The 20,019-nt window shown below is 50.7% G+C and carries 17 protein-coding genes; 7 read left to right on the forward strand and 10 right to left on the reverse strand.

The window, feature by feature from the left end:
• Nucleotides 1-132 precede the first annotated feature (132 nt).
• Nucleotides 133-618 carry a ribonuclease E activity regulator RraA gene (gene rraA, locus A5320_RS04435; protein ID WP_068061438.1) on the forward strand — a complete coding sequence of 162 codons (486 nt, stop codon included), beginning with the start codon at nt 133-135 and terminating at the stop codon, nt 616-618.
• A 36-nt stretch (nt 619-654) separates the two neighbouring features.
• Nucleotides 655-1,740, forward strand: coding sequence for a formimidoylglutamase (locus tag A5320_RS04440; protein WP_068061445.1), 1,086 nt, complete (start codon nt 655-657; stop codon nt 1,738-1,740).
• Nucleotides 1,741-1,799: 59 nt separating this feature from the next.
• On the opposite strand, the gene A5320_RS04445 is transcribed toward A5320_RS04440, so the two are convergent.
• Both A5320_RS04445 and hutI read right to left on the reverse strand, forming a co-directional pair.
• On the reverse strand, nt 1,800-3,326 hold the full coding sequence (locus tag A5320_RS04445) for a putative bifunctional diguanylate cyclase/phosphodiesterase (RefSeq protein WP_157605633.1): 1,527 nt from the start codon (nt 3,324-3,326) through the stop codon (nt 1,800-1,802).
• Between the two features lie 67 nt (nt 3,327-3,393).
• Complete coding sequence (gene hutI / locus A5320_RS04450) at nt 3,394-4,632, reverse strand: imidazolonepropionase (protein WP_068061450.1); 1,239 nt, start codon at nt 4,630-4,632, stop codon at nt 3,394-3,396.
• A 239-nt stretch (nt 4,633-4,871) separates the two neighbouring features.
• Here hutI and hutC point away from each other — a divergent pair, with 239 nt between their 5' ends.
• From hutC to A5320_RS04470, 4 genes are all read left to right on the forward strand, one after another.
• Nucleotides 4,872-5,597, forward strand: coding sequence for a histidine utilization repressor (hutC, locus tag A5320_RS04455; RefSeq protein ID WP_068061453.1), 726 nt, complete (start codon nt 4,872-4,874; stop codon nt 5,595-5,597).
• 7 nt (nt 5,598-5,604) lie between these two features.
• On the forward strand, nt 5,605-7,299 hold the full coding sequence (gene hutU, locus A5320_RS04460; protein WP_068061456.1) for a urocanate hydratase: 1,695 nt from the start codon (nt 5,605-5,607) through the stop codon (nt 7,297-7,299).
• Nucleotides 7,300-7,410: 111 nt separating this feature from the next.
• Complete coding sequence (gene hutH / locus A5320_RS04465; protein WP_068061458.1) at nt 7,411-8,949, forward strand: histidine ammonia-lyase; 1,539 nt, start codon at nt 7,411-7,413, stop codon at nt 8,947-8,949.
• Nucleotides 8,950-9,220: 271 nt separating this feature from the next.
• Nucleotides 9,221-11,245: a methyl-accepting chemotaxis protein gene (locus A5320_RS04470; RefSeq protein WP_068061461.1), complete on the forward strand. Its 2,025-nt coding sequence runs from the start codon at nt 9,221-9,223 to the stop codon at nt 11,243-11,245.
• 214 nt (nt 11,246-11,459) lie between these two features.
• Here A5320_RS04470 and A5320_RS04475 read toward each other — a convergent pair whose 3' ends face one another.
• From A5320_RS04475 to A5320_RS04485, 3 genes are all read right to left on the reverse strand, one after another.
• Complete coding sequence (locus A5320_RS04475) at nt 11,460-12,047, reverse strand: hypothetical protein (protein WP_068061464.1); 588 nt, start codon at nt 12,045-12,047, stop codon at nt 11,460-11,462.
• A gap of 107 nt (nt 12,048-12,154) precedes the next feature.
• Nucleotides 12,155-13,000 (reverse strand): hypothetical protein, encoded by an 846-nt coding sequence (locus A5320_RS04480; RefSeq protein ID WP_068061468.1) that lies wholly within the window; start codon nt 12,998-13,000, stop codon nt 12,155-12,157.
• Nucleotides 13,000-13,920, reverse strand: coding sequence for a bifunctional GNAT family N-acetyltransferase/hotdog fold thioesterase (locus A5320_RS04485; RefSeq protein WP_231916649.1), 921 nt, complete (start codon nt 13,918-13,920; stop codon nt 13,000-13,002). Before A5320_RS04485 ends, A5320_RS04480 begins: the two co-directional genes overlap by 1 nt.
• Nucleotides 13,921-13,957: 37 nt before the next feature.
• Here A5320_RS04485 and A5320_RS04490 point away from each other — a divergent pair, with 37 nt between their 5' ends.
• Nucleotides 13,958-14,611: a spermidine synthase gene (locus A5320_RS04490; RefSeq protein ID WP_157605635.1), complete on the forward strand. Its 654-nt coding sequence runs from the start codon at nt 13,958-13,960 to the stop codon at nt 14,609-14,611.
• Between the two features lie 15 nt (nt 14,612-14,626).
• Here the strand turns inward: A5320_RS04490 and dtd are convergent, their stop codons facing one another.
• The 5 genes from dtd to A5320_RS04515 form a co-directional block, all read right to left on the reverse strand.
• Nucleotides 14,627-15,064 (reverse strand): D-aminoacyl-tRNA deacylase, encoded by a 438-nt coding sequence (gene dtd / locus A5320_RS04495; protein ID WP_068061476.1) that lies wholly within the window; start codon nt 15,062-15,064, stop codon nt 14,627-14,629.
• Entirely contained in the window at nt 15,061-16,032 is a 972-nt protein-coding gene (pip, locus tag A5320_RS04500; protein WP_068061479.1) for a prolyl aminopeptidase, read from the reverse strand. The genes dtd and pip overlap by 4 nt, the downstream gene beginning before the upstream one ends.
• Nucleotides 16,019-16,927 carry a virulence factor BrkB family protein gene (locus A5320_RS04505; protein ID WP_068061482.1) on the reverse strand — a complete coding sequence of 303 codons (909 nt, stop codon included), beginning with the start codon at nt 16,925-16,927 and terminating at the stop codon, nt 16,019-16,021. The genes pip and A5320_RS04505 overlap by 14 nt, the downstream gene beginning before the upstream one ends.
• Nucleotides 16,928-17,058: 131 nt before the next feature.
• A complete protein-coding gene (locus tag A5320_RS04510) occupies nt 17,059-18,090 on the reverse strand; it encodes an FAD:protein FMN transferase (protein ID WP_231916650.1) in 1,032 nt (343 codons plus the stop codon).
• A gap of 137 nt (nt 18,091-18,227) precedes the next feature.
• Nucleotides 18,228-19,838: a tetratricopeptide repeat-containing response regulator gene (locus A5320_RS04515; RefSeq protein WP_068061487.1), complete on the reverse strand. Its 1,611-nt coding sequence runs from the start codon at nt 19,836-19,838 to the stop codon at nt 18,228-18,230.
• Nucleotides 19,839-20,019: the final 181 nt, after the last annotated feature.

A 20,019-nucleotide genomic window follows, 5' to 3' on the forward strand; every position in this document is an offset into this window, starting at 1 on the left:
AAGTGCTGAATGTAAAAATTAACACACTCATCAGATATTTGCACTTTGCCATCTTATAAAAGCCAGCTTGAGCTTAACGAGGATAAGTTTATACTGTGCTCTGGATCAATGACTTATCAGGTGGACTGACAGATGCAATACAATACTTCTGAATTATGTGATTTGTATGCAGACATGATTGATGTGGTGGAGCCACTGTTTGCCAACTATGGTGGTCGTCGCTCGTTCGGGGGCAAAATCCATACGGTTAAATGTTTTGAAGACAACGGCCTGGTGCGGCAGATGCTGGCTGAGCCGGGCGTTGGTAAAGTGTTGTTGATTGACGGTGGTGGTTCCGCCCGCCGCGCGCTGATAGACGCCGAACTTGCAACCATGGCGGCCGAGAATGGCTGGGAAGGCATAGTGGTTTACGGCAGCGTGCGCGATGTCGATACACTGGAAGACTTTGATATTGGCATTCAGGCGGTCAACGCCATTCCGGTCGGTGCTGACGATCAGGGTTTTGGTGAAACGGATGTACCGGTTTGTTTTGCTGGTGTGACTTTTCTGCCGGACGATCATTTATATGCCGACAGCACTGGCATTATTTTATCTGCCGATGCATTGGATATTGAATAAGCCGGATATTTTAACCAACCGACAACGCGCAACCCTATGAATCATATTAAATCTTATCAGGCCGCCTCTTTGGCGGCCTTTCAACAACTGCGCAGCGGCGAAACCAGACTTGGTGAAACCCTGTTCTGGCCGGCGGCTGATGGTGATTTCAACACTGCTCTAAAACAAGCCAAAACCGCCGGCGTGCGTTTTGTGATCCTCGGTATCCCTGAAGATATCGGCCCCAGGGGCAATCTCGGTAATGGCGGCGCCGATCTCGGATTTACTGCTTTTTTAAAACGTTTCCTGAATTTACAAGCCAATCCTTTTGTTGATGGTTCGGGTATTTGGATTGCTGGCGAAATCCACTGCGATGATTTACAACAACAAAGCCAGAGTCTGGATGTAAAAGACCCGGTACAGCTTGCTGCTTTGCGTGCACTTTGTGCACAAGTCGACGAGCGTGTGACGCCGGTGGTGCAGGCAATTTTCGCCGCCGGTTTATTACCAATCGTGATTGGTGGTGGTCACAACAATGCGCTGCCCATTTTACAGGCGCTGGCGCAGCAGACTGGCGCTGCGGTCAATGCAGTCAATCTTGATCCACATTGCGATTTTCGGCTATTAGAAGGCAGGCACAGTGGCAATGGCTTTAGTTATGCCAAAGCACAGCAGTGGCTTGATCGTTATTTTGTGGTGGGATTGCACGAGCTGAAAAATTCAGCGGCGGCCTTACGACAGATGCAGCAGGCGGGTGTTGGATTTTGCAGTTATCAGGATATTTATCTGCGGCAAAACTGTAGTTTTGAACAATCACTGCAGTTAGCGCTAGATTATTTCAACGCTGATCAGCCAAACGACCTGCAACACAGCATTGCAACCCCCCTTGGTATCGAACTAGACACCGACAGTATCAGCATGATGCCGGTCAGTGCCTTCACCAATTGTGGTGTGACGGTCAGCAGCGCCGAGCGTTATGTGTATTATTTTGCCAGCTTGCCGCAAAGTCGTTATTTGCATCTGGCCGAAGCGGCACCGTCACAACATCCGGCGGGTTTAGCCGCGGGTATGTCGGAAGCTGGCCAAGTATTAACCGCGCTGGTATTGGCGTTTATTCAGGCTAAAACTGCGATTAGCAATTAAACGCTTTGACGTTCAGAAACAGCACCTTGTCGCCGGATGTTGGCAGCAAGGTGTCATGTTTAACGCTTTTGATGATGCTGATACTGTTTGACCCAGGCCGGTAACCCATGCAGCGCAAAAGGCCGCGAATATAAAAACCCCTGACCACGGTGACAACCCATTTGTTTGAGTTTGTCAGCAACCGCCTGTTCTTCAATCCCTTCCGCCACCACGGTCAACTGTAAATTCCTGGCCACATCCAAAATGGCTCCCGTGACAGCCGCCTGCGTGTCGGAGCGATGTAAACCGGCGATAAAGGAACAATCCACTTTCACTTGTTGAATAGGGAGTTGGCGTAAATACCCTAAAGACGAAAACCCGGTGCCAAAATCATCCAGCGCCAATTGCACACCCAACTGATTCAACCGGTTTAATACATTCAGCGCTTTGCCAGGTTCAATCAGCAGCGCATCTTCTTTAATTTCGAGGATCAGTAACTTAGGGTCAACGTCAGCTTCTTCCAGCATCTGTTGTAATTGTTCAACCAATTCAACCTGCATCAGATCACGGCTAGCCAGATTCACCGCCAGCGCAATTGAAAACCCATCTTGTTTCAGTTGCTGCATGATTTGCACGGTTTGTTGCAACACCCACTGCGTCAGCGGATAAATCATGCCAATGGATTCAGCCAGCGGCAGAAAGTCTTTTGGCGCCAGTAAACCACGCTCCGGATGTTGCCAGCGTAACAATACTTCTGCCGCCAGTACTTGCTTATCAACAAGCTGGATCTGCGGCTGCACATCCAGTTGTAACTGCCGCTGTGATATTGCGACGCTCAGCTGCGACATCATCGTCAGTTTATCGTCGGTATAGGTTTGCATCTCTTCGGAAAATACCTGGGTATCGCTGTAACGCCACAAATGTTGTTGCAGCGCCTGATGGGCTTTGTCCAGTAGGTCATTCAGTAAAGTGCCGTGTTGCGGGTAATGCGCGACACCACTGGCAATGCGGTATTCAATCCCACAGCCGTGGATTAATAAAGGTTCCGGCACTTCATGCTCAATACGTTGCGCCAGATATTCGGCCAGATGTTGTTTGCGGCCGGCATTGACCCAGGCGGCAAAATCGACCCCGCCTAAATGCACAACCGAAGCGTACTGGCCTTGCCACTCTAACTGCAGCACATCAGGTTCGTTGATTAAATGCTGATTAATACGGGAGGCAATTTGCGTCAGCAACAGATTGCTGTTGCTATGACCCAACACTTTATTGATTTGTTCGAAGTCTTTGATTTTAAGCAGCAACAGCGAAAAATGCTGTGATGGCTGACGCCGTAACACCACTTCAAGCTGTTGCTCCAGCGCCAATTTGTTGGGATAACCGGTAATTTCGTCATGCAATAACCGAAAACTGTCTGGCGTCAGCGGTTGTAAATCCAGTTGTTGTTGCAGTTTCTGCCGCTGCCGTTCAGCGCGTTGCCACAAGCCAGCCACCACCAGCATGCCAATCAACAACAACGGCAACAACCAATTGGCTTGCTCCACTAAATGTGACAAGGCGTATACAGGCCACACGCTGACACTCATCAGCAAAACTACTTTTTTCACTGCTGTAATCCGGCTTCGATCAGATAATGCTGAGCTTACTCTTTTTCATTATTTTGTAAAGTCAGCCTCATCGGCGAACATTTACTTCTTTTCCATTAATTATCAATTGCTTAAGCTGGCTAACGCCAAACTGATAACAAAGCTCGGCTGGTTGGCTGATGGCATATAGGCCAAAATCGGCTCGGTGACCGGCCTGCAAGCTACCGCGGTCGGTTTTGCCAAGCGCTTTGGCGGCATGGACTGTCACGCCTAGCAAAGCTTCTTCCGGCGTTAAACGGAACAAGGTGCAAGCCATATTCAGCATCAGCGGCAGGTTACAAAGCGGCGAAGTGCCCGGGTTTAAGTCGGTGGACACCGCGATTGGCACCTGATACTGGCGCAGTAACTCAATAGGTGGCATTTTGGTTTCGCGTAAAAAGTAATAAGCGCCTGGCAACAGCACTGCGACGGTACCGGCAGCGGCCATTGCCTGCACATCGGCTTCGGTCAGATATTCAATATGATCGGCCGACAAACCGCTAAATTCAGCCACCAGCGAAGCACCACCAAGCGACGATAATTGCTCGGCATGGGCTTTCACCGGCAAACCCAGTGCTTTGGCTTTTTCAAACAAACGCCGGCTTTGCGCCACCGAAAAACCAATGCCTTCACAAAATACATCCACGGCATCGACCAGACCTTGTGCATGCAAGGCTGGTAACATGGTGTCCACGACCAAATCAATATAACCCTCACTGTCGTTGGCAAATTCAACTGGCAACGCGTGCGCACCTAAAAAGGTTTTTTCGATTTGAATTGGGTGGTTTTCGTCGAGAATTTTTGCCACTTCGAGAATTTTTTGCTCAGTTTCCAGGTTCAAGCCATAACCGGATTTAATCTCCACCGTGGTCACGCCCTGACTGAGCAGTGCATTTAACCGGTCTTTCCCCAGTACAAATAACTCTTCATGCGAAGCTGCGCGCGTAGCGGCGACAGTCGATTTAATGCCACCACCAGCGGCGGCGATTTCCTGATAACTGGCGCCGTTTAAGCGCATTTCGAATTCATTGGCGCGACTACCGGCATACACCAAATGCGTATGGCAATCGATCAAACCCGGAATTAACCACTGGCCCTGACCGTCAAACAAAGGGGTCGCTAACAAATCACAAGGCGGCAGGTCTGCTTTGGGGCCACACCAGGCAATTAAACCATCTTTCACCGCCAACGCGCCATCGCGGATAGCGCCATAGGGCTGGCCGTTGTCGGTCATCGTCGCTAGCTGAACATTATGCCAAATGGCGTCGAATTGCTGGTGTGCAGACATAGAAACTCCAAAGAAAAAACAAAAACAACCAAACCGAAAACAATTAAGCCAAAAACAACTCGGCCAAAAACAACAGCATGATGAATATGTTAGCACCAACATCAGGGCAAACTGGCCAGTGGAGTTGCCAGTTTGCGTCAATTCGCACTGGTCGGCGCTGCAAATAATTCTACCGGATCCACTTGTATATACAACCAGATTCAGCTATTTTTCCGCCATCGAAGCTTTTGGAATGTCCCATGACCAGCAGCACGCCCAAATTTGCCGCCATTAAAGAATTTATTTTCAGTCAGATTGAATCTGGCAATTGGCCAGAGCATAGCCGGGTGCCTTCCGAAAACGAGCTGTGCGAGCAATTTGCCGTCAGCCGAATGACCGCCCGCCGTGCGCTGCAAGAACTGACCGAACAAGGCGTGTTGTACCGCACCCAGGGCGTCGGCAGCTTTGTCGCCAGCGCCAAGTCGCAATCTGCGCTGCTGGAAATTCGCAATATCGCCGATGAAATTCAGGCGCGTGGCCATTTTCATTCAGCCGAATTGGTCCAACTGACCGAACTACCATGCCCGACGGTTGTGGCCGGCGCTTTGGGTTTACAGCGCAATGAACCGGTATTTTTCTCGTTAATAGTTCATTACGACAATCAACAACCGTTGCAACTCGAAGCCCGTTTTGTCAATCCAAAACAAATTCCTGCTTATTTACAGCAGGATTTTGTGCTGCAAACGCCGCATGAATACTTAAGTGCGGTGGCACCGTTAACTGAAGCCGACCACGTGGTGGAAGCCATTCTGCCGGACGAATTTACCTGTAAATATCTGAAAATTAACAAAACCGAGCCTTGCCTGCGGTTAACCCGCCGCACTTTTAGTCGGGAAGGCGCCGTTAGTTTTGCCTATTTAACCTCCGCTGGCAGCCGCTACCGGCTTGGCGGTCATCTGAATATCAACACCTCAGCGAAAAAGTGAGAACCCTATGAGCAACACTAATTCCAGACTGGACCCAAGCCGGGTTATTCGTGCCGCCCGCGGTAGTCAAATCACCGCTAAAAGCTGGCAGACCGAAGCCGCCAAACGGATGCTGATGAACAACCTCGATCCGGATGTGGCCGAGCATCCAACGTCATTGGTAGTGTACGGCGGCATCGGCCGTGCAGCGCGCGATTGGGCCAGTTACGACAAAATTGTCGAAGTGCTGGACCGGTTAGAAGATAACCAGACTCTGCTTATTCAAAGCGGCAAGCCGGTTGGCGTGTTTCCAACCCATCCGGACGCGCCACGGGTACTGTTGGCAAACTCAAATCTGGTGCCACATTGGGCGACCTGGGAACATTTTAACGAGCTGGATAAACAGGGTCTGGCGATGTACGGCCAGATGACTGCCGGCTCCTGGATTTACATCGGCACCCAGGGCATTGTGCAAGGCACTTACGAAACGTTCGTCGCCATCGCCAAACAACATTTTGACGGCAAACCAGCCGGCAAGTGGATCTTAACCGGCGGTTTAGGCGGCATGGGTGGCGCGCAGCCGCTCGCTGGCACCATGGCCGGATTCCATATGATCGCTTGTGAAGTGGACGAGTCGCGTATCGATTTTCGTCTGCGTACCGGTTATGTCGACCAAAAAGCCTTTTCGCTGGACGAAGCATTATCACAACTCGAAGCCGCCAAAGCCGCGGGTAAACCAACTTCGATTGGCCTGTTAGGCAATGCTGCGGACATTTTTGCCGAACTGGTCGCACGCAATATTATCCCGGACGTCGTGACTGACCAGACTTCTGCCCACGATCCGCTGAATGGCTACTTGCCACAGGGCTGGAGCATGGAACAAGCCAAAGCAGAACGCTTAAAAGACGAAGCCCATGTCGTCACCGAAGCGAAAAAATCCATGGCGGTGCAGGTACTGGCTACGCTGGAAATGCAATCACGCGGTGCAGTAGCCGTCGATTATGGCAACAACATCCGCCAGATGGCCAAAGACGTTGGCGTCGAAAACGCCTTTGATTACCCTGGTTTTGTGCCGGCTTATATCCGTCCGCTGTTCTGCGAAGGTATTGGCCCGTTCCGCTGGGTGGCACTGTCGGGCGATCCGGAAGATATCTATAAAACGGACGCTAAAGTCAAAGAGCTGATCCCGGACAATCCACATCTGCATAACTGGTTGGATATGGCACGCGAGCGGATTAAATTCCAGGGTTTACCGGCGCGGATTTGCTGGATCGGCTTAAAAGACCGTGCCCGTATCGCTTTAGCCTTTAACGAGATGGTGAAAAATGGCGAGTTATCAGCGCCAATTATTATCGGCCGTGACCACTTAGACTCAGGCTCGGTGGCTTCCCCAAACCGTGAAACCGAAGCGATGCTGGACGGCTCAGACGCAGTTTCTGACTGGCCACTGCTGAACGCCTTACTCAATACCGCTGGCGGCGCGACCTGGGTGTCGTTGCATCATGGTGGCGGTGTCGGTATGGGTTACAGCCAACACTCTGGCGTGGTGATTTTAGCTGACGGTACCGACGCCGCAGCGGCGCGTTTAGGCCGGGTGCTGTGGAATGACCCGGGCACTGGCGTAATGCGCCATGCCGACGCTGGTTATGACATCGCCAAAAATTGTGCTGTGGCACAAGGACTGGATTTACCAATGGTGCCAGGCGCTAACGGCAAAAAGTAACTGCGCTTTTAGCGAGGCGGTCGCCGGTAGAGCACGACCCTGCCGGCATACAAATTAAATACCGTCAGCAGCGTTGCTGGCCGGAATAACCAAATAACACAAGGCTAAATCATGACTTATCAATTGAATATCGTGCCAGGTGAATTGACCCTGCCCCAACTGCGCAAAGTACAACAAGGCGCAGTCCAACTAACGTTAGATGCTTCCGCTTTACCGGGCATCGAAGCTTCAGCGCAAACGGTTGCCAACATCATCGCTGAAGATCGCACCGTGTATGGCATCAACACCGGTTTTGGCTTATTGGCCAACACCAAAATCAATAAAGACCAGCTGGAATTATTACAGCGCTCTATAGTGTTATCCCATGCCGCCGGTTTTGGCGACTTGATGGACGATAGCACTGTACGCCTGATGATGGTTCTGAAAATCAACAGCTTAGCCCGTGGTTATTCAGGTGTCCGGCCTTTGGTAATCGACGCTTTGATCGCGCTGGTCAATGCTGAAGTCTATCCATGTATTCCGAAAAAAGGCTCAGTGGGCGCTTCCGGTGACTTAGCGCCGTTATCACATATGGTGCTGCCACTGATTGGCGAAGGTGAAGTAACGATTGCCGGCCAGATTTACAGTGCGAAAGAAGGCTTAGCCATTGCCGGTTTAACACCGATTGTCCTGGCAGCCAAAGAAGGCTTAGCCTTGTTAAACGGGACTCAGGCTTCGACCGCGCTGGCGCTGGAAGGCTTGTTCCGCGCTGAAGATTTATATGCTTCTGCTTCGGTTATTGGCGCGATTAGCGTTGAAGCCGCGATGGGCAGTCGCTCGCCGTTTGATGCGCGTATTCATGCGGTGCGTGGTCAGCCAGGTCAGATTGATGCCGCGGTGATTTATCGCGAATTGTTAGGGGATTCTTCAGAAATCGCTGATTCACATAAAAACTGTGAAAAAGTACAAGACCCATACAGCTTGCGTTGCCAGCCACAAGTGATGGGCGCCTGTTTAACCCAAATTCGCAACTCGGCGGTGACTTTACTGATTGAAGCCAATGGCGTCACTGACAACCCACTGGTCTTCGCCGCCGAAAACGACATTATCTCTGGTGGAAATTTCCACGCTGAACCAGTGGCAATGGCGGCTGACAATCTGGCATTGGCAATTGCCGAAATCGGCTCTTTGTCTGAACGTCGCATGGCGCTGTTGATTGACTCCCATCTGTCCAAACTGCCGGCATTTTTAGTCAACAACGGCGGTGTTAACTCCGGCTTTATGATTGCACAAGTGACAGCTGCAGCTCTGGCTTCTGAAAATAAATCACTGGCGCATCCGGCTTCGGTCGACAGTCTGCCGACGTCAGCCAACCAGGAAGATCACGTATCGATGGCCACTTTTGCCGCCCGTCGCTTAGCCGAAATGGCCGAAAATACTTTAGGCGTACTGGCAGTGGAATATCTGGCGTCGGTGCAAGGCCTGGACTTCCGTGCTCCGCTGAAAGCTTCAGCCAAAGTTGAACAAGCCAAAGCGATTTTGCGCGCGCAGGTGCCGTTTTATGCCGAAGACCGTTATTTTGCGCCGGATATCGAAGACGCAGCGGAACTGCTGCGTGATGGTAAGTTAACTGCGTTGCTGCCAGCAGCGATGTTGCCAAGCCAGTCTTAACAAAACGGTTTTATCCAGGGCAGTCTTACACCCTCGCTGCCCTGCTTTCTTTCCTGCCAAGCTACTGAAATCTAATCCTGATCGGTCTCCAACGATCGGCCGTAACGGCTTATGGTTGGTAAATTCATCTTTTCTCAACAACTGGCTAGACCAGATATTTGAACTCTGTTAACTTCGTGTTCGTCTTTGACCTTCGCTCAGGAGTGTCAATAATAACTACAGCAGCGGCAATGACTTCTGCATACAAGACAATCAGACAATAGGGTTAGACATGAAATTAACTGTTGCTCACAAAGTGATCATCGGCTTTGGCTTTATCGCTATTTTGCTACTGATTGCCAGCCTATCCTCATTGTGGAGTTTTGCCGTCGTTTCCGACTCTAGTAACAGAGTGAACGAAGTTGCAGTGCCGGCGCAGCAACAGAGCAATAAAGCACAAATCCAGCTGCTAAAACTGGCCAAATTATCCGCCTTAGGTTTTACCGCCGAACAAACTAAGGATATTCAACAATATCAAACCGATTTTGCCAGTGCCGAAGCTTTGTACCAGCAAAATATGCAGCAATTACAAGCACTGCTCGCCGCCGATACCACCTTAAATAAACCATTAAAAGAAGCTGCTAAGCACTATCAGGATTATGTCACTGCCGTAAAGGCTATGTTTGAAGCAAAACTGACCACTGTGACTGCTGGCGCAGCTGCAGCAACCGAACTGACGACCCTGGTGCAATTAATCGATGATGCCGGCGCAACGCTCGTCGATATTTCTTATCTGGAAACTCCGGGCAAACAACAACAGCTTGAACTGATAGCGGGTGCTGCCGGCCGGGTAGATGGCCAGTTATTGGCAATGATGCAGACAGTGCGGGAAACCGGCGCATTTACCGATGTCAGTCAACTGACGGAAAGTCAGCAAAATATCGAATTTGCATTGAGCGATATGCAAGGTAACCTCGATTACGTTGGTAATCTGGTGCCGGAAGTTGGGGCGGAAGATTTATGGGGATCTTTTAATGAACAGCTCGCTGCACTGAAGGCTAAAGTTGCCGATCAAAATGGCCTGGTTGCGAAAAAACAACAACAACTGACTGCGTTACAGCAGGCCCGACAGCAGTTAACTGCATCAGAGCAGGCTATTTCGCAGGCCGTCACCGCTTTGGATTCAGTCGTTAGCGGTGCCGATCAACAGTTCTCCAGCCTGCAGAACGACATGTCAGACACTTTAAGTTTTGGCACCGTCCGCACGTTCATCCTGATGTTGGTGTTAATTGCTTTAGCCGGTGCTGCTGCCTATTTCACAATCAACGCTATGTTACGGCCACTTGGCAGTATCAACAAAGTGCTGGGGCAAGTCGCCGCCGGCGATCTGAGCCGGCAGCTGATTATTGAAAATGATGACGAATTTGGCGCGCTTTCGGCCAAAGTAAATAGCCTGATCCAGGCACTTAGCCAACTCATTCGCGGCATCGCCGAAAATGCCACTGAGCTGCAACAAAGCGCCGAGTTTTCTCGTGGTGAAGTGGGCGAAATTAACAAAGCGCTGGATCAGCAACAACAACAGATCGCGGCCGTCAACGACACCACCCTGCAGCTGGCGCAAAATACCAATCTGATCGCCGAGCAGGCTCATCAGGCGGTGAATGAAATGAATCACGCCCGTTCCCAAAGCGAGCAAATTGATACTATTTCAAACGAAAACAATCAGTTGATTACCGGTTTGGCGGTGCAATTAAGCAGCACGGCCGAGATTATGCTGAAAGTAAATGACCAATCGAATAACATCGGTAGCATTCTGGCGACCATTCGTGGTATTGCCGAACAAACCAATTTATTAGCGTTAAACGCGGCGATCGAAGCTGCCCGGGCTGGCGAGCAAGGCCGCGGTTTTGCGGTGGTTGCCGATGAAGTGAGGTCGTTAGCGGTACGTAGCCAAAGTGCCACTGATGAAATCCGCCAGATGATCCAAAACCTGCAGCAGCAAAGTACCGCCGCCGTCAGCGCCATTACCCGTGGCAAAGCAGATGCCGACACTTGTGTTGGCCACACCGCTGAGCTGGTGCAGTCGCTGGGCAATATCAATCAGGCGATTAGCCAGATGCAACAAATCAGTGCTGCCATCGCTGATGCCACGCAGAATCAGTTAGGTCTGGGTCAGGCGATTACTGAAAATATGAGCACGATGGTGACGTTGGCCGAGCAAAGCAGCGATAAAGCCAGCCGAACCCTGCAACATAGCGATGCTGTGGCACAAAGTGCCGAACAACTGCAGCAATCGATTCATATGTTTAAGGTTTAGCATCCAACACATTCACTGCCACAGGCTGCAAACAGCGTTACCACATCTGCTGAAATGAAAAAGGCTGGACTAAGTCCAGCCAGGCAGGGAGTGATTGGTATCCAACCTTGGATTTATGTTGTTCCTTTCTCGGTTAAAGCCATTCCATATTGCCAAAACAGAGACAGGAAAAACCTGACGAAAACTTGATATTATCATTGATTTGCGAAGGATTTTATCCATTCACTGCTAAATGCAGCTTTTGCAGCGTCTGCAAATCAACGATGTCAATCCCGGCTTCCCGGGCAAAAATTTCAGCTTGCAGATCTGGCGGTTGTGGCGATAGGAAAAATCCTTGCCGGCATTGATGGGTCAGCATCCAGCGAAACAACAGCCGCATATCTTCGATGCCTGCCTGCTGCTGGCCGTCCACCGCGATTTGTAATAACACTGGCTGACGTTGTGCTCCCCACAAATAAATATCCGCCTGACTGGTTAACCGCTGCAGCTGCGACTGATGCAGCTGTAAAAACAATTGAACCTGCTGTGGATATTGATTTAATTGATGTTTATGGCTGTGATGACTTATAGCAATTGTTGGTAACAGCTTCAGCCAGGTGGTCGGTGGGGCAATCAACACTGACAAATTGACCAGCATCGACACCAGCACCATTGCCAGAAAAAACCACAACAACCATTCTGCATGATGATTCGGCGCTTCTTGACCCTCTTGCAGCGGCTGGATCAACACCAAATAAACCGCTGCAGCCACAATGCCAGCCAGCGTACTTAAGGTCGAACCCAGGATCCATTTGTTTATCATACGGCAACCTTGTGTGAAGTTACCCGAGATTATCTGCCGGTTCGGATTTGGAAACTTAATTGAGCTGTGATAAAAATCTGATAAATCCCGCTACAGAATCTCCCCATTTAACAGGACGTTAATGCCTGTAATGGCGACAGGAACTGATAACTAAAACCAGGTTGCTGTTGACTACGCAGCGATAAAATCCGGCGTGCCGGTTCATCAGCAGCGGTGAAATTCACCGGCGGCAATCCGGCTTGCGCCGCTGCTGCATGGTAAAAACTGGCTTTGAGCGGATATTCCGGGCAACACAAATTAAACAATTGATGTTGTGATGCCACTGCCGCGGTCAGTAAATTCAGCACAAAACGGCCAATATCAGCAGCATGCACCAGATTCACCGGCAGTTGTGGTCCCGATAACGAACGCCCCTGGCCAAACCGTGCCGGATTGCGGCCCGGGCCAATCAATCCGGCCAGCCTTAATGTGATGCAGTTCGGGATTTGTTGCAGGGTCTGCTCGGCTTCCAGCAGCGCCGCTACCCGACTATTCACTGGCACCGCGTTCACCGGATCTAGGCGTGGCACCACGCATTGTTCATCAACGTCGCCGGACAACCCCTGATAAACGCCGGTACTGGAACAATGAATCACACCACGCACACCGGCAGTCGTTGCCACTTCTACCAAACTCTGTAGCTGCAGCATATAATCTGCTGCACTTTGCTGACGTGCCGAAGGTGGAATTGCACAAATCAGCCAGCTATCCTGCAAGATTTCCATCAACTCAGCTGTAGGTAACACCAGCGGCAATTGCAGTAAGAGTGGCTGGATCCCGGTGGGTAACGCCAATAGACCGGCGGCACTTTGCCGAGTGCCATACACCACAAATCCGTCTGCAGCCAACATAGTTCCCAGCTGCTGCCCTAACCAGCCGCAGCCAATAATCACCACTTTTTGTTTCTTTTCCATCAATGCGCATGTCCTTGTGCTGGCTGCAGTGGCAATACCACAAAACGCCCTTCAAATTCAGCCACTTTGTTGTCGCCATCCATAATCTGTACTTTGAGCTGCTGCCGCACTTTGAGGCCACGCGCCAGCGGCGTTAAATCACCTTTGAGTTGCAGTAAGTCGACTTTCGCAGATGGTGTGTGTTGCAGCGGCGCCAGATAACGGATCTGCGCATCCGCCAGCACGATATCCCCTTGTAGTCCCAGAGCTTTCATTTGCAGAAACACCATGCCCCAACCGGTTAAAGTCGCCATGCTATAAATACTGCCGGCAAACATGGTCTGATGTGGGTTTTTGTTCGGTGCCAGCGGCGCTTTACATTGCAGCTGATGGCCATCAAAACTCTGCACCTGTAACTGCATAAACTCAGAAAGTGGAATGCCTTGTTGCCAGGTCTGGGTTAATGCCTGCACCCAGCTTTGCCTGTCTGCAGCAGAACCCTCCAGATACAAGGCTTTACTCATTTGCCAGTGCGCAATACCGAACAACGGCGGTTGTGCCGCACCCACCTGATAACCAGACTTTTTGTAAAAAACCACCGCGCTGTCGCGAGCATTTAAAATAACGCGCTGTGCGCCAATCAACACCGCCTGTTGCTCCAGTGCTTGCAGCATTATCGCGCCGAAACCGGTACCTCGCGCTGCTTCCGCCACCGCCATATACCGCACTTGCGCCGTATCAGCATCCACCAGATGCAACCGGCCAACTGCTAGCACTTCGCCCGCAGCATCCACGATCATCCGGTGTTGTGCTTGTGCTTCCAGCTCATCGCGCTCCGATCCAGGCGGTTGCTGCCAGGGTGCCCTTAATATCTGATACCGAAGTTGATAGTACCCCTGCCATTGAGCTTCAGTTGCCGGCGTAATAAGCTGCCACTTCATCATTGATTCCTTGTCAGGCACTGCCGCTGCAGCAACAGTGATTAAAATTGAGGGCATTGTGGAACAAAGCGACAACAGAACTCAAGCCATTCTCAGTTGGCGGCGCAGCGCAACCGTCGACTTGCGGGTAGAGCAAGACGAGCAGCAGCGTTATTTGGTACTAAACGGTCAGCGGCAAAGTCAGATGCAACTACAACATCCGGCAAGCCCAACCTACCCACATTTGCAGCTGTTACTGGACTGGCTCGCCAACAAACCCTGGCAACGTTTATTGCAGATTGGCTTAGGCGGCGGCGAATTTAATCGGGTGTTGGCGGCGCGCTGGCCAGATTGTCAGGTGGTGACGGTGGAACAAGAGCCTTTGATCATCGAGGCTTATCAGCAATTTTTCCGGCCACAACCGCATCCGAATGAAACCTTAATCTGCGCCGATGCCATGACGTTTGCCCGCGACGCTCTGGTTCAACCGCAGCGATTTGAGGTGATTTTTATCGATATTTATCCATGGCCAGAACAATGGCAAGCGTTGATGCTGGCACTGTTGCAACTACGGGCTGAGAACAATTGGTTTTGTATCAATCTGCCGGCCGAACCGCCAGCGCAATGGCAACAATTCTGGCAGCAGCAGCCAGTTAAACTGGTCTGTTACAACGTGCCAGGTTACCTGAATCAGTTATGGCTTGGCGGGTAAACATCAACAAAAACCTCAGACCTGCAGCCAAAAAGTCACAGGCCCATCATTGACCAGACTGACTTGCATATCGGCGCCAAACTGGCCGGTCGCAACGGTCACGCCCTGGGTTTTGCAATACTGCACAAATTGCTGATACAAAGGCTCAGCCACCGCAGGTAACGCCGCAGGAGTAAAGCTTGGCCTCAAGCCAGAATTGGTATCTGCTGCCAGCGTAAATTGCGACACCACCAGCAGCTCACCGCCAACTTGCTGCAGATTCAGATTCATTTTGCCGTTTTCGTCGTTAAACAATCGATAGTTCAGTACTTTGTCGGCCAATTTTTTCAAAACCGCCGGTTGATCCGTCGCTTCCACCCCAAGCAATACCAAAAGCCCGGGTCCGATTTTGCCAACGACTTGCTCGTCGACCTGCACATCAGCGCGGCGCACCCGCTGCAACAAAGCAATCACACCTGGGATCCTTCAGCAAGCAGCCGATCCGCCAGCAACACTGACATCTCATATAAGCTGCGGCTGATGCCACTTTCACTGGCCGAATGACCGGCGTCATTGACAATTTTTAATACGGCACCAGGCCAGCGTTGTGCCAGCGTCCAGGCATTTTCCATTTTACAAACAATGTCATAACGACCGTGCACAATGTAACAAGGCAAGTGCTGCACTTTATGCAAATCTTGTAACAGTTGATCCGGTGCCAGAAAACAATGATGCAGGAAATAGTGATTTTCAATCCGTGCCAGCGGCAACGCTGATTCGGGCTCCACTGCCCCCTGACGCATCGCCGGATTGGGCAATAAGCTGGCAACCCTGGCTTCCCACAAGCTCCAGGCCTGAGCAGCAGCCGTTTGAATTTGTACATCAACATGCTGCAGCAATTGCTGATACGCCACCAGCACATCTAAACCAGGCATGGCGGTAATTGGCGCTAAAAAGTCAGCAAAATAATCCGGAAATAACTGACTGGCCCCGCCGCCAGGCCGGTACAACCAATCAATATCTTCCGGCCGCGCCAGAAAAATACCGCGTAAAATCAAGCCAAGACAACGCTCCGGATACATCTGTGCATAAGCCAGCGCCAGTGTGCTGCCCCAGGAACCACCGGCCACCACCCACTGTTCCAGCTGCAAATGCTGACGAATGGCTTCCATATCGGCCAGCAGCTGTGCGGTGTTGTTGTGGTCCAGACTGGCAAAAGGAGTTGAATGGCCACAACCGCGTTGATCAAACAAAATAATCCGATACCGTTTCGCATCAAATAAAGTGCGCTGAAACGGTGAGCTGCCACCACCAGGCCCGCCATGGCACATCAGCACCGGAATGCCGGCTGGATTGCCACTTTGTTCGACATAAATCTGCTGCTGGTTTGGGCGCTCCAACATCATGGTCTGATAACATTCAACAGGCTCATTGTGATACATCCAGCGCCTCCGCTTTAGCAGCTTCAGCTGCGGTTTCAGCTTCAATTTCAAGCTGACGCTGATGCAGTTCTTGCAGCAAAGCTGTTAATTCAGCGCCCAGCAACACCACCACCCAACATAAATACACCCAGACAAATAAAATCGGCACTAGCGCCAGCGCTCCGTAAATCGCCTGATAAGTCGGGAAATGATAGATATACAGTGCAAAGGCCATTTTCAGCATTTCAAACAACACCGAGCTGAATAACGCCCCCCAAAAGGCGTAGCGATAGCGAACCCTGGTATTGGGCACCAGCTGATACAAAATAAAAAATGCCAGCAAGCTCACCACATAAGGCGCTATGTTCAGAAAAAAGGTTGAAAGTAACGGTGTATAGTTGTCGGCGAGATGGGTTAATGCAGACAAATACGAAGTCATCGCGATAGAAGCGCCCAGTAAAATTGGGCCCAATGTCAGAATCATCCAATAAATAGATAACGAAATCATTAATCTGGGTCGCTTTTGCACGCGCCAGATCTTATTCAGTGTTTTGTCGATGTTGTGCATCAGCATCAGTGCTACGACCAGCAGAAACAGCACGCCGACTGTCGTCATCTGGCCGATGTTTTCAACAAAGCCATTGATATAAGTTTGCAGCTCATCACCACGCGATGGCACTACATTGGCGTAGACAAAAGCTTCGATATCCTGCCGCAAACTGGAAAACATCGGAAAAGCATTCAGCACCGAAAACGCCACGGCTACCAGCGGCACCAGCGACAACAACGAGATATAAGCCAGATAACCGCTGATCATGCCTATCTGATCGCGCTGACAACGCTGCCAATACAAGCTGGAAATATTGACCCAATGCTGCAGTTGTTGTGTCAGGAATTCGAGCTTGTTAACCACCATATTGTTCCATCAAAGCTGCTCCATTTAACCTTTTCCAGATACTCTGCCACAGGCAATCGATATCAGTCAGTGCCATAGCGTACCACAAGCCGCATCATTCACTGTGGCTGGTTTGGGATCTGCACCCGCGCTTACTGCAACGATATTGCCTGGCTGTTTTGCAGTGCGTCGCTGCTGATTTCAACCAATTCATCTGCCAACTGATCAATAAATAACACTTTAAGGCCCAGTCGATCAGCGACCGGTTTACCATCTTTACTGCCCAGACACAAAAAGGCCGTTGACCAGGCATCACCCAGCGTTGGATCATCCATCAACACTGTGGTGGAGACGGTCTGGTGTTTTACTGGAGTGCCAGTACGCGCATCCAACACATGACTGTAGCGCACGCCTTTCGCATCAAAATAATGACGGTAGGTGCCAGAAGTCATCACCGCCAACGGTTCTTGTTGTTTAACCGTGATGACTTTTTGCAAAGTTTGGGCACCAGGTAACGGCTTTTCGATAGCGACGCGCCAATCTTGTTGTTCCGGTTTTTTCCCGCGAACTAACAATTCACCACCTACTTCCACCAGATAATTTTCGATCCCTGCCTGCTCGACAATTTTCGCCAACTGGCCAACAGTCCAGCCCTGCGCTATTGAAGACACATCAAGGCGTAGCTGCGGCAATTGCTTTGCCAGCATACTGGCACCGGATTCATGAATTTTTGCCATGCCGATGGACTGCATCGTTTGGTCCAGTTGCGCTGGCGTCGGCTGATGAAACTGGTCGGCTTTAAAGCCCCATAAATCGAACAGCGGCTTCACGGTCAGGTCATAACAGCCCTGACTTTGTGATGAAATAACCCGGGCTTGCGCCACCAGCTGCACCAGTTCAGTGCCGACTTCCACCGGGTCAGTGGTTTGCAACTGATTAAATTTTTCGATAGTGGAATCAGGACGGTAATTCGACATCGCCAGATCAATCCGTTCCAACTCAGCGGTGATTTGTTGCTGTAAGGCGGCCTGATCAACAGGTTGATCGCTCCAGTAACTGATATTGTAAGTTGCGCCCTGCGCCGGACCGCTGAACTTCTTTAACGGATCGGCCGGCGTACAGCTCACGCCGATGACACAACAACTTACTACAGCGGTTGCCCGCATCAACACAGCCCACATCATTGAAATCCCCGCTATTTAACTCTGCGGCAGTTTACAAAAGGCTCGTTACAAATGCCAGTAAAGAGGCCGCGCAGATGAAATAAGAATGATTTACGATAAGAATGATTCACAAAAAACCAAATTCACCAGAGTTTCATTTACAAATCAAGATGTCCGAGGATCACCTGATAACGTTTTTCCTGCTCCATCGGCAATCGTCCTTCGGTGATAACCTCGACACAATGCTGCGCTAAGGCCCGCAAATCGGCGGTCAAACGTTCGCGCATGCTGATTGCCTGTAATAAATTCAGCGCAATATTGACGTTGGCCGGCATGGTTTCCAGCGCTTTACGAAAATATTCGATAGCGATTGAATATTGGCCACTGCCAAAAGCATCCATCCCTGCCGCGTTTTGCTGCATCAGCTGTTGCCGCAATTGCTGATGCTTCACCTGCTCGTGCTGCATCATCAGATTCAGCGCGCTGCAGTACAAATCATCATCCTGCGCTACTGTGCTCAGTGCGGCCATATAGTGATCACACATCGGCAAGTTACCGGCTTCATAATAAGCACGGGCGCGGTCTAACATACCAGATGGCGACAGTGGTTTCTCAAGCGTCAGCTCCTCACTGTTTTCCAACAGCTCCAGCGCTTTGGCGGTTTTGCCTTGCAGCAGCAGGATCCGGGCGTCCAGCACCATCCGGTCGTGTTCGAAACTAGCAGGGTGAAAACGTTTTTTGATGGTAGTGATAAAAGAGTCGATGCGGGTAAAAGTATCATTGCGATCTTTTTCCGGTTGCTCTTTGGCCAGTTCGACCATGGCTCTGGCGTAATTGAGCATATTGTCAGCGGTGTCGTACATCGAATAGCGCGATGCGGTCAGCAAACGCTGATGCACCTGCACCGCCTGCTGTTTTTGATTGTCGATGGTGCATAATGTTGCCAACACATGCTGACGCAGATAGTTTTTCGGTGAGTGCCGCGCCACTTGTTCCACGGCGGTGAGTGCTTCAGTAGGCCGGTTCTGGCTGATGTACAGCCGCGTCAGCCAGTCCAGTGCCTCGGTTTTGGTTTCAGCAATACCGGAAAGCTCCTGCAATAAAGCTTCAGCTTCCTCCTGCCGCCCCTGATAGCCATAAGTCACAGCCAGACCAAGCCGGGCCCAGCCAAACTCACGCACTGTGAGCGCCCAACTGTACAAATGTTCGGCTTCGTCGTAACGGTCGAGTTTAATCAGGAGTTCAGCTTTTAAGCGCGTCGCATGCATGGCGTACTGACTTTTGTGATCAACAATATGATCACAGGCCTGCACCGCTTCATCATAATTTTTGCGGTTGATGGCCTGATACGCCAGTTGCAGGGCCTGACGGATATGGTAAGCACGGGAAATCCGCCGTTCCAATTCAGCGTAACTGAAGGGCTTTAATAAATAATCGGCTGGCTGAAATTCAATCATGCCATGAACGGCCTGACGTTGGCGTTCGGCACTGACCACCAGAAAACAACAATCGGGTTTTAGCAGTTGCTCAGTACGCAGCACTTCAAACAGCTGATAACCGTCACGGCCCTGGCCTAAATGAAAATCGCACAACACAAAATCAAACGGCATCCGGCGACAATGTCCCAGCGCCATCTCTGCATCACGAGCCAATATGGCGTCATCAAAACCAATCAGCAGCAACATACTTTTGAGGTAGCTGCGAATTTGATCAGAATCATCGACCACGAGCACGGTTTTTGTTTTATAGAATGCGCGTCGCGATGTCATGCCTGCTCCTGCACTACCATTCTTCCCGTTAATTCAGACAGCGGAACAATACACAGCTCCGGCAAAGCTTGCCATAATTTTTACAATTTTCATTTTCTGAACCATGCTTATTTGAGCTACTGACTGGGTCATCAGGATGTCGTACCGCACTAACCCAGCATCGACGTTAGCATGCATCAAC

The sequence above is a fragment of the Rheinheimera sp. SA_1 genome (assembly GCF_001669775.1).
In the GTDB taxonomy this organism is placed as follows: domain Bacteria; phylum Pseudomonadota; class Gammaproteobacteria; order Enterobacterales; family Alteromonadaceae; genus Pararheinheimera.

Bases quoted from the DNA above. Each gene is read 5' to 3' on its own strand.
- hutU (WP_068061456.1), top strand. From the start codon at position 5,605: ATGAGCAACACTAATTCCAGACTGGACCCAAGCCGGGTTATTCGTGCC.
- A5320_RS04505 (WP_068061482.1), bottom strand. From the start codon at position 16,927: ATGGTGGTTAACAAGCTCGAATTCCTGACACAACAACTGCAGCATTGG.
- A5320_RS04440 (WP_068061445.1), top strand. From the start codon at position 655: ATGAATCATATTAAATCTTATCAGGCCGCCTCTTTGGCGGCCTTTCAA.
- A5320_RS04475 (WP_068061464.1), bottom strand. From the start codon at position 12,047: ATGATAAACAAATGGATCCTGGGTTCGACCTTAAGTACGCTGGCTGGC.
- A5320_RS04510 (WP_231916650.1), bottom strand. From the start codon at position 18,090: ATGATGTGGGCTGTGTTGATGCGGGCAACCGCTGTAGTAAGTTGTTGT.
- A5320_RS04485 (WP_231916649.1), bottom strand. From the start codon at position 13,920: ATGAAGTGGCAGCTTATTACGCCGGCAACTGAAGCTCAATGGCAGGGG.
- A5320_RS04480 (WP_068061468.1), bottom strand. From the start codon at position 13,000: ATGGAAAAGAAACAAAAAGTGGTGATTATTGGCTGCGGCTGGTTAGGG.
- rraA (WP_068061438.1), top strand. From the start codon at position 133: ATGCAATACAATACTTCTGAATTATGTGATTTGTATGCAGACATGATT.
- pip (WP_068061479.1), bottom strand. From the start codon at position 16,032: ATGTATCACAATGAGCCTGTTGAATGTTATCAGACCATGATGTTGGAG.
- A5320_RS04470 (WP_068061461.1), top strand. From the start codon at position 9,221: ATGAAATTAACTGTTGCTCACAAAGTGATCATCGGCTTTGGCTTTATC.
- A5320_RS04515 (WP_068061487.1), bottom strand. From the start codon at position 19,838: ATGACATCGCGACGCGCATTCTATAAAACAAAAACCGTGCTCGTGGTC.
- hutH (WP_068061458.1), top strand. From the start codon at position 7,411: ATGACTTATCAATTGAATATCGTGCCAGGTGAATTGACCCTGCCCCAA.
- hutC (WP_068061453.1), top strand. From the start codon at position 4,872: ATGACCAGCAGCACGCCCAAATTTGCCGCCATTAAAGAATTTATTTTC.
- hutI (WP_068061450.1), bottom strand. From the start codon at position 4,632: ATGTCTGCACACCAGCAATTCGACGCCATTTGGCATAATGTTCAGCTA.